The sequence below is a fragment of the Aeromonas sp. R3-1 genome (assembly GCF_040908345.1).
Lineage (GTDB): Bacteria > Pseudomonadota > Gammaproteobacteria > Enterobacterales > Aeromonadaceae > Aeromonas > Aeromonas veronii.
On record NZ_JBFODN010000074.1, the window covers coordinates 78443 to 87993 of the forward strand.

11 protein-coding genes are annotated in these 9551 nt (G+C 57.3%); 9 read left to right on the forward strand and 2 right to left on the reverse strand.

The genetic code is table 11. The features are described 5' to 3' along the window. Positions 1 to 8: 8 nt before the first annotated feature. Entirely contained in the window at positions 9 to 1142 is a 1134-nt protein-coding gene (locus AB5Y85_RS04740) for a methyltransferase (RefSeq protein ID WP_257687093.1), read from the reverse strand. Between the two features lie 204 nt (positions 1143 to 1346). Between AB5Y85_RS04740 and AB5Y85_RS04745 the strand changes: the two genes are divergently transcribed. From AB5Y85_RS04745 to nqrM, 9 genes are all read left to right on the forward strand, one after another. Beyond that, positions 1347 to 1661, forward strand: a complete 315-nt coding sequence (locus AB5Y85_RS04745) for a BolA family transcriptional regulator (protein ID WP_257687094.1) — start codon at positions 1347 to 1349, stop codon at positions 1659 to 1661. 434 nt (positions 1662 to 2095) lie between these two features. Beyond that, entirely contained in the window at positions 2096 to 3439 is a 1344-nt protein-coding gene (locus AB5Y85_RS04750; protein WP_257687095.1) for a Na(+)-translocating NADH-quinone reductase subunit A, read from the forward strand. Between the two features lie 3 nt (positions 3440 to 3442). Then, complete coding sequence (locus AB5Y85_RS04755; RefSeq protein WP_005338642.1) at positions 3443 to 4672, forward strand: NADH:ubiquinone reductase (Na(+)-transporting) subunit B; 1230 nt, start codon at positions 3443 to 3445, stop codon at positions 4670 to 4672. After that, positions 4662 to 5450 (forward strand): Na(+)-translocating NADH-quinone reductase subunit C, encoded by a 789-nt coding sequence (locus AB5Y85_RS04760; protein ID WP_005349682.1) that lies wholly within the window; start codon positions 4662 to 4664, stop codon positions 5448 to 5450. The genes AB5Y85_RS04755 and AB5Y85_RS04760 overlap by 11 nt, the downstream gene beginning before the upstream one ends. Continuing rightward, a complete protein-coding gene (locus AB5Y85_RS04765; RefSeq protein ID WP_005338644.1) occupies positions 5443 to 6075 on the forward strand; it encodes an NADH:ubiquinone reductase (Na(+)-transporting) subunit D in 633 nt (210 codons plus the stop codon). Before AB5Y85_RS04760 ends, AB5Y85_RS04765 begins: the two co-directional genes overlap by 8 nt. A gap of 3 nt (positions 6076 to 6078) precedes the next feature. Beyond that, positions 6079 to 6675 (forward strand): NADH:ubiquinone reductase (Na(+)-transporting) subunit E, encoded by a 597-nt coding sequence (nqrE, locus tag AB5Y85_RS04770; RefSeq protein WP_005338645.1) that lies wholly within the window; start codon positions 6079 to 6081, stop codon positions 6673 to 6675. Between the two features lie 32 nt (positions 6676 to 6707). Beyond that, positions 6708 to 7931, forward strand: a complete 1224-nt coding sequence (gene nqrF, locus AB5Y85_RS04775) for an NADH:ubiquinone reductase (Na(+)-transporting) subunit F (RefSeq protein ID WP_005338656.1) — start codon at positions 6708 to 6710, stop codon at positions 7929 to 7931. A 3-nt stretch (positions 7932 to 7934) separates the two neighbouring features. Further along, a complete protein-coding gene (locus AB5Y85_RS04780) occupies positions 7935 to 8972 on the forward strand; it encodes an FAD:protein FMN transferase (RefSeq protein ID WP_257687096.1) in 1038 nt (345 codons plus the stop codon). 9 nt (positions 8973 to 8981) lie between these two features. Next, on the forward strand, positions 8982 to 9206 hold the full coding sequence (gene nqrM / locus AB5Y85_RS04785; protein ID WP_005338668.1) for a (Na+)-NQR maturation NqrM: 225 nt from the start codon (positions 8982 to 8984) through the stop codon (positions 9204 to 9206). A gap of 73 nt (positions 9207 to 9279) precedes the next feature. On the opposite strand, the gene AB5Y85_RS04790 is transcribed toward nqrM, so the two are convergent. Further along, on the reverse strand, positions 9280 to 9551 hold a 272-nt coding region (locus AB5Y85_RS04790; protein WP_368221235.1), incomplete at its 5' end, for a DUF3833 family protein.

Sequence of the window (9551 nt, forward strand, 5' to 3'; positions counted from 1 at the left end):
CTTTGGCTTTAGCGTTTGATGGCTTTCAAAATAACGAATTTGCTGTTCGACGCAACGACTTGTGCGTTGGCAAACAAGCGCTTGAGTTTGTTGTGATAGTCCAGATGACGGTTGCCTACTATCCAGAGTTCACCCCCTTGAGGCAACACCCGGTGCGCATCGCTGAACATCTGCCAGGCGATATGATCGGTGATCGCCTGCAGCTGATGGAAAGGAGGGTTGCAGAGGATCCGATCCGCCGAGCCGACCGCCACCCCGTCGAGACAGTTATTGACCATAAAGTGGGCGCGCGGCAGTGCATCGGGCAGATTGTGCTCGACGTTGAGCTGTGCCGAGGCGACCGCCATATAGGATTCATCGATAAAGGTCACCTCCACCTCGCTGTCTTTGGCGAGCAGCGACAGACCCAGCACCCCGTTGCCACAACCCAGATCGATCACCTTGCGGGCACTGTGGATGGGCAGGTTGTCCAGCATAAAGCGGGCACCGATATCGAGACTGGTGCGCGAGAAGACGTTGGCATGGTTGTGGATGAGCATGCCACTCCCCTCCAGCGGCCAAACAGTCGGGAAGGGGTTGGCCAGCGCGGGACGTTCTGCCTGCGGCTCGCAGTGAATGAGACGCGCCTTTTTCCAGGCCAGCGAGGTACGGGTAGGCCCCAGATACTTCTCGAATAACTTGAGGGTTGAGGTATGAATATCCTTCGCCTTGCCGGCAGCGATAACGCGGGTTGCCGGTGTCACCACCGCACGCAATGCCAGCAGTTGCTGCTCCAATAGAGCCTGATATTTGGAGACCTTGATCACCACCAGCGCAGGGGCATCGGGCAGCGGCGCCAGCGCATCCTGCAAGCGGATCCCGCCTGCATCCAGTCCGTTTTCGGCCAGATTGGCCAGGGTCGCCCGCTCACTGATGTAGGAGTCGGTGACGCAGCAGGGGGAGTACGGATGCAGATAGGCAGCCAGCGCGCCAAAGCCATCATTCATGATGATGACGGGGCCCGCCTGCTCGAGGGGAGACTCCGCCAGGGTGTTGATCAGGTATTCGTCAGCCGCATCCCAGGCTTGCAGGGTCTCCTGACTCTGGCGCGGATAGCGGTAGAGCGTGAGCTGGCAACGGGGAGTGTCGAGAAGGGTTTGCATAGGAAGAGTCCAACCTCGGCTTGATTCGTGTATACAGGCGCCAGGGGCGACGCAAAGTGGCGCTATTCTAGCGAGGAGCAGGAATTTCACCAGTTCGATGCGCATCAAGGGGGCAACTGACGGGTGATTTCCCTCTTACGGGGGCTTATTCCATCCCGCGACTGCCGATAGAATGGCGCGACATTCACTCTGGAAGCCGATCCGATGACCATCCAACAACTGATTGAAGCCAAGCTGACCGCAGCCCTCTCTCCCTCCGTGCTGGAGGTGATCAACGAGAGCCACATGCACCGTGTGGAACCGGGATCTGAGAGCCACTTCAAGGTGGTGATCGTCAGCGAGCAATTTGCAGGGCAGCGGCTGCTGGCCCGTCATCGTCAGGTCAATGCGGTGCTGGCCGAAGAGCTGGCTGGTGCCGTTCATGCACTGGCGCTGCATACCTACACAGAGACCGAGTGGCAGGAAAAAGGCCATGCCCCGCGCACCCCGAGCTGCGTTGGCAAACCGTCACTCTCCTGAAACCGGTTGTACCACAGGATTCCCCTCTATAACCTGCCAACAAAAATTAAACATATTTCCCCCATTGGCCCCGAAAAGGCTACATCCAAGTGGGTATATTTCGGCATCAAGGCTTTTTGCTGATAGTGGAGACAACGGCAAATACCCCCATCGAGGTATCGAAATAAAAAAACCTTTAAAACCACTACTTACAAGGTGTCGGGGGCTTATTCATTGCAGGTTAATTTTGTGATGGCACGGGGATTTTGCCCATTTGGCATGGCAGAAAATGCACCTTAAGTGGTAAACTCAAGCGCTTTTGAGTGAGCCTGCATGTTGAATAATTGTTGAGCCTGCCCACCTGGCACAACCACAACATCGACTCATTCAACCACCCGTCGTGATGTATTTCTCGGCGCTAACCAACCTCTCCCGTAACGGTAGTGCAAGTAAGTATGATTACAATCAAAAGAGGACTGGACATCCCCGTGCTGGGTGCGCCAGAGCAAGTAATCTACGATGGCCCCGCCATCACCCGTGTTGCGACACTGGGCGAGGAGTTTGTGGGGATGCGACCTACTATGTTCGTCAAAGTAGGTGATCGCGTCATCAAAGGTCAGGATCTTTTTGAAGACAAGAAGAATCCGGGCGTTAAATTCACAGCTCCTGCCACCGGTGTGGTTTCAGAGATCAACCGTGGTGCCAAACGTGTTCTCCAGTCTGTGGTCATCGACCTGGACGGTTCCGATGAACAGGTGACGTTTGAGCATTTTGCCTCTGCCGAGCTGGCCAAGCTCGAGCGCAGCAAGGTGCAAGAGATCCTGATCGCATCAGGTCAGTGGACTGCGTTGCGTACCCGTCCGTTCAGCAAAGTCCCCGCGGTAGCGTCTGCCCCGCGCGCTATCTTTGTGACTGCAATGGACACCAACCCGCTGGCTGCCGATGCCGAGCTGATTATCAAGGAACAGCCGCAGGCCTTCCTCGATGGTCTGGCTGTATTGACCCGCCTGACCGACGGCGCCGTCTACGTCTGTAAAGGCGAAGGCAGTCTGCCCCACTCTCCGCTGGCTCAGGTCAAGGAAGAGATCTTCGTTGGTCCGCATCCTGCCGGTCTGCCGGGTACCCATATCCACTTCCTGGATCCGGTCAGCAGCACCAAGGTGCAGTGGCACATCAACTATCAGGATGTGATTGCATTCGGCAAGCTGTTCACCACCGGTCAGATCTGCACTGACAAGGTGATCGCGCTGGCTGGCCCGAACGTGCTCAAGCCGCGTCTGCTGCGTACCCGTCTGGGCGCCTGCATCAGCCAGCTCACCAATAATGAGCTGCGTGCCGACGAAAACCGTATCATCTCCGGTTCTATCCTGAGTGGTGCCAAAGCCGAAGGTGTTCACGACTACCTGGGCCGCTACCACAATCAGGTTTGCGTGCTGGGTGAAGGTCGCGAGAAAGAGTTCCTGGGCTGGATCAACCCCAGCGCCAACAAGTTCTCTATCACCCGTACCACCCTCTCTCATCTGATGAAGGGCAAGCTGATCAACTTCACCACCACTACCAACGGTAGTGACCGTTCCATGGTGCCTATCGGCAACTATGAGCGGGTGATGCCACTCGACATCCTGCCGACCCTGCTGCTGCGGGACATGGTCTCCGGCGATACCGACGGTGCACAAGCACTGGGCTGCCTGGAGCTGGATGAGGAAGATTTGGCGCTCTGTACCTTTGTCTGCCCTGGCAAGACAGAGTACGGCCCGATCTTGCGTGAGTGCCTGACCAAGATTGAACTGGAAGGTTAAGCGATGAGTTTCAAGCAACTTCTTGAAAATATGGAACACCACTTCGAACCGGGTGGAAAGTACGCCAAGTACTATGCCCTGTTCGAAGCGGCGTACACCCTGTTCTACACCCCGGGTAGCGTTACCCGCAACGCCTCCCACGTTCGTGATGCGCTCGATCTGAAGCGCATGATGATCATGGTGTGGCTGGCCGTGTTCCCGGCCATGTTCTGGGGCATGTACAACGTTGGTAACCAGGCGATTGCCGCCATTGCCCACATGGGCTCGGCTGCTGGTGCCAGCAGCTGGCAATATGCCCTGGCTACCATGCTGGGCGCCTCCCTCGATCCGGCTGTTGCCGGTATCGGCAGCAAGATGCTGATTGGCGCCACCCACTTCTTCCCAATCTATATCACCGTCTTCTTTGTCGGTGGTTTCTGGGAAGTGCTGTTCGCCATGGTGCGCAAACACGAGATCAACGAAGGCTTCTTCGTGACCTCCATCCTGTTTGCCCTGATCGTGCCGCCCGAGCTGCCCCTGTGGCAAGCTGCGCTGGGTATCACCTTCGGTGTGGTGATGGCCAAAGAGGTGTTCGGTGGTACCGGCAAGAACTTCCTGAACCCGGCGCTCGCTGGTCGTGCGTTCCTGTTCTTCGCCTACCCGGGCCAGATCTCCGGTGACGCCGTGTGGGTTGCCGTTGACGGTTTCTCCGGCGCGACTGCCCTGAGCCAGTGGGCCCAAGGCGGCCAAATGGCGCTGATCAACGGTGCAACCGGCCAGGCTATCAGCTGGATGGACGCTTTCCTGGGTAACCTGCCGGGTTCCATCGGTGAAGTCTCTACCCTGATGATCCTGCTGGGTGCCGCCATGATCGTCTACATGCGCATCGCCTCCTGGCGCATCATCGCCGGCGTGATGATCGGTATGATCGCCACCTCCCTGCTGTTCAACGTCATCGGTTCCGATACCAACCCCATGTTCAACATGCCGTGGCACTGGCATCTGGTACTGGGTGGCTTCGCCTTCGGTATGGCCTTCATGGCAACCGACCCTGTCTCCGCAGCCTTTACCAACAAAGGCAAGTGGTGGTATGGCGCCCTGATCGGCGTAATGGTCGTGCTGGTTCGCGTGGTCAACCCTGCGTTCCCGGAAGGCATGATGCTGGCCATTCTGTTTGCGAACCTGTTTGCTCCCCTGTTTGACCACTTCGTCGCTCAGGCAAACATCAAGCGGAGGATTGCTCGTGGCGTTTAATAAAGATTCAACCCTCGGCACCGTCAGCGTGGTCACCGGCCTCTGTCTGGCCTGTTCCATCGTGGTATCCGTTGCCGCCGTGGGCCTGCGTTCTACCCAGCAGGAAAACAAGGCGCTGGACAAGCAGAGCAACATTCTCGCCGTAGCCGGTGTGGATGTGAGCGAAGTGGCCAAGCGCGACCTGGCCAAACTGTATGGCGAGAAGATCGAAGCGCGTCTGGTGGATCTGGCAACCGGTGACTTTGTTGACGGCGATGCCGACAACTTCGACACCAAGCTGGCAGCCAAAGATCCGGCCCGCAGCATCCGTCTTGCCGCAGCTGACGACAAGGCCAGCCTGCGTCAGATCTCCAAGCAGATCCCGGTATTCTTCGCCAAGGATGCCGAAGGCAAGATCGACAGCATCATCCTGCCCATCTACGGTCAGGGTCTGTGGTCGACCATGTATGCCTTCGTCGCCGTTGCCGCTGATGGCCAGACCATCAAGGGCATCACCTACTATGACCACGGTGAAACCCCGGGTCTGGGTGGCGAGATCGAAAACCCGGCCTGGCAGGCGCTGTTCAAGGACAAGAAACTGTTCGACCAGAATGGCATGCCGGCGCTGCGCGTCATCAAGGGCCATGCTCCGGCGGGCTCCGAGCACGAGATCGATGGTCTCTCCGGTGCCACTCTGACCGGTAACGGCGTACAGCATACCTTCGACTTCTGGATGGGTCCCAAGGGCTTCGGTCCTTTCCTGGCCAAGGTTCGTGCAGGAGAAATCAACAATGGCTGACAAGAGCGAAATGAAGAAGTTGCTGTTGACGCCTGTGCTGGGCAACAACCCCATCGCCTTGCAGGTGCTGGGTGTCTGTTCTGCACTGGCGGTTACCAGCCAGATGAAAACTGCGTTTGTAATGACCCTCGCGGTCATGGCGGTCACCGCCTTCTCAAACCTGTTCATCTCCCTGATCCGCAACCAGATCCCGAACAGCGTCCGGATCATCGTGCAGATGGCGATCATCGCCTCACTGGTTATCGTGGTTGACCAGGTGCTCAAGGCGTACGCCTATGACATCTCCAAGCAACTGTCGGTCTTCGTGGGTCTGATCATCACCAACTGTATCGTAATGGGCCGCGCCGAAGCGTATGCCATGAAGAGTGCCCCGCTGCCCTCCTTCCTGGATGGTATCGGCAACGGTCTGGGCTATGGTGCCATTCTGCTGAGTGTCGCGACCGTGCGTGAACTGCTGGGCTCCGGCACCTGGTTCGGCATCGAGCTGCTGCCGCTGGTGAACAACGGTGGCTGGTATGTGCCCAACGGCCTGCTGCTGCTGCCGCCGAGTGCATTCTTCATCATTGGTCTGATCATTTGGGGCGTGCGCACCAAGGATCCCAAGCAGGTGGAGGCGAAGGATTAAGGTATGGAACACTATCTGAGTCTGTTGATTAAATCGATCTTCATCGAAAACCTGGCACTCTCCTTCTTCCTGGGGATGTGTACCTTCCTGGCGGTGTCCAAGAAGGTAAAGACCTCCATGGGTCTGGGTATTGCCGTTATTGTGGTGCAGACCATCGCGGTTCCTGCCAACAACCTGATCTACAACTACGTGCTTAAAGATGGCGCTCTGGTATCCGGTCTGGATCTGAGCTTCCTGAGCTTCATCACCTTCATCGGTGTGATTGCAGCACTGGTACAGATCCTGGAGATGGCGCTGGACAAGTACTTCCCGGCACTCTACAACGCGCTGGGTATCTTCCTGCCGCTCATCACCGTGAACTGCGCCATCTTCGGTGGCGTCTCCTTCATGGTGCAGCGTGACTACAACTTCATGGAGTCTGTGGTCTACGGTGTGGGTTCAGGGGCAGGCTGGATGCTGGCGATCGTTGCGCTGGCAGGTATCCGCGAGAAGATGAAGTACTCCGATGTTCCGGAAGGCCTGCGCGGTCTGGGCATCACCTTCATCACCGCCGGCCTGATGGCGCTGGGCTTCATGTCCTTCTCTGGTATCTCCCTGTAATCGGCTTTCCTGCAATCAGAAAGGAACGATAGATGGAAATTATTTTGGGTGTGGTCATGTTTACCGTGATCCTGCTGGCACTGGTGGCAGTCATTCTGTTCGCCAAGTCCAAGCTGGTGACCGCGGGCGACGTGACAATCAGCATCAATGGTGACCCGGCCAAGGCTGTGACCAGCCCGGCCGGTGGCAAGCTGCTCGGCGTGCTGGCTGGCAGCGGTATCTTCGTCTCCTCCGCCTGTGGCGGCGGTGGCTCCTGCGGCCAGTGCAAGGTACGGGTGAAATCCGGTGGCGGCGACATTCTGCCGACCGAACTGGATCACATCAGCAAGGGCGAAGCCCGTCATGGCGAGCGTCTGGCCTGTCAGGTTACCGTTCGTTCCGACATGGATATCGAACTGCCGGAAGAGATCTTCGGGGTGAAGAAGTGGGAATGTACTGTTATCTCCAACGATAACAAGGCCACCTTCATCAAGGAGCTCAAGCTGCAGATCCCCGATGGCGAGAGCGTGCCGTTCCGCGCCGGTGGTTATATCCAGATTGAAGCCCCGGCTCACCACGTGCACTACAAGAACTTCGATATTCCCGAGGAGTATCGCGGGGACTGGGATCGCTTCAAGATTTTTGAGCTGGAGTCCAAGGTCGATGAGCCGATCATCCGTGCCTACTCCATGGCCAACTATCCGGAAGAGTTCGGCATCATCATGCTGAACGTGCGTATCGCGACCCCACCGCCCAGCAACTGGACTGCCCCTCCGGGACAGATGTCCTCCTACATCTTCAGCCTGAAGGCTGGCGACAAGGTGACTATCTCCGGTCCGTTCGGTGAGTTCTTCGCCAAGGACACCGATGCCGAAATGGTATTCATCGGTGGTGGTGCAGGTATGGCGCCGATGCGTTCCCATATCTTCGACCAGCTGCGTCGCCTGAAGTCCAAGCGCAAGATGAGCTTCTGGTACGGTGCCCGTTCCAAGCGCGAAATGTTCTATGTCGAAGACTTTGACATGCTCGCCGCCGAGAACGAGAACTTCACCTGGAACGTCGCGCTGTCTGATCCGCAACCGGAAGACAACTGGGACGGCTACACCGGCTTCATCCACAACGTGCTCTACGAGAACTATCTCAAGAACCACGAAGCACCGGAAGATTGCGAGTTCTACATGTGTGGACCTCCGGTGATGAACGCTGCCGTTATCAACATGCTCAAAGACTTGGGCGTTGAAGACGAAAACATCCTGTTGGATGACTTTGGTGGTTAATCCATGCACAGTGTTGTAAAGACCTGGCTAGCCTTCGGGCTAGCCTTTTTCTTGACTGGGTGCGGTCAGGAGATGGTCCAATCCAAGCCGGAGATCCACATCACCGGTAGCACCATGGGCACTTACTACTCCATTAAGGTAGCGGACAGCTCCATCACCGATCCGGCCAAGCTTCAAGCTGAGGTGGATGTGTTGCTGGAGCGGGTCAACGATCAGATGTCGACCTATCGCCCCGATTCCGAACTGTCGCGCTTCAACCAGAGCCGTGACAACAAACCGGTAGTGGTCTCCCGCGATACCGCACGGGTCGTCACAGAGGCCATTCACATTGGCCGTGAGAGCCAGGGGGCGCTGGACGTCACCGTTGGCCCCTTGGTCAATCTGTGGGGCTTTGGCCCGGACAAGAAGCCGACCAAGGTTCCTTCCGACGAGCTGATCACCCAGACTCGCCAGAAGACCGGTCTGGGCAACCTGCACGTCATCACCTCGGTGGATGCCGACACCCTGCAAAAAGACATTCCGGATCTCTACGTCGATCTCTCCGCCATCGCCAAGGGTTTTGGTGTGGACAAGGTAGCCGAGTATCTGGAGTCACTGGGTGCGCGCAACTATCTGGTGGAGATTGGCGGCGAGCTGCGGATCAATGGCGTCAACGGCAAGGGTCACCCCTGGCGCGTCGCCATCGAGAAGCCCACCGCAGGCACCGGCACGGTGCAAGAGGTGATCGTGCCCGGTGACAACGGGGTGGCCACCTCCGGCGATTACCGCAACTACTATGAACTGGATGGTCAGCGCTTCTCCCACACCATAGATCCGCGCAGCGGCAAGCCGATCCAGCACCGTCTGGTGTCGGTCACCGTGATCCACCCCTCCTGCATGACCGCAGACGGGTTGGCCACCGTGTTTATGGTGATGGGGACCGAGAAAAGCCTGGCCTATGCCAACGAGCGCGGCCTGGCGATCTTCGTGATCACCAAGACGGACAACGGCTTTGAAGAGGCTTACTCCGATGCCTTCAAGCCCTATCTGGTCAAGAAGTAAGAGGTAGAGATGCAGATTTTTCTGATCACCTTCGGGGTATTCATGCTGGTGATAGCCGCCATGGCTATCGGTTACATCTTCCAGAAGAAGACCATCTCCGGCTCCTGTGGCGGTCTGGGTAGTGTCGGCATCGAGAAAGAGTGCGATTGCCCGGAACCCTGTGACAACCGCAAGAAGAAGATGGCCAAGGAAGAGGCCCGTCGCAAGATGCTGGAAGAGAACCGCATCATCTGATGACTCTGGTTTTTCGGTAAACAAAAGCGTGCCATCGGCGCGCTTTTTATTGGCCGTTATCATGCGTTAACGGTCAGGGCTGACGTTCGATATAGAGGATCACCTCGCCAAGATGGATACCGAACTTGCTGATCTCGGCACGATTGATCAGACGCTCTTCGTCCAGCAGGTACATCCAGTCATCGAAGCTCACCCGCACCACCTCGCCATCCGGTAGCGCCAAATCGAGCTGATAACGCCAGTTGAGAGCAAACCCTTGGGCTTTACCCACCGCCTCCCCCACCACATCGGAAGCAGTACCGCGCCAGTGACCGTCAACCCCCTTGCTCAGATACCAGGTACGGG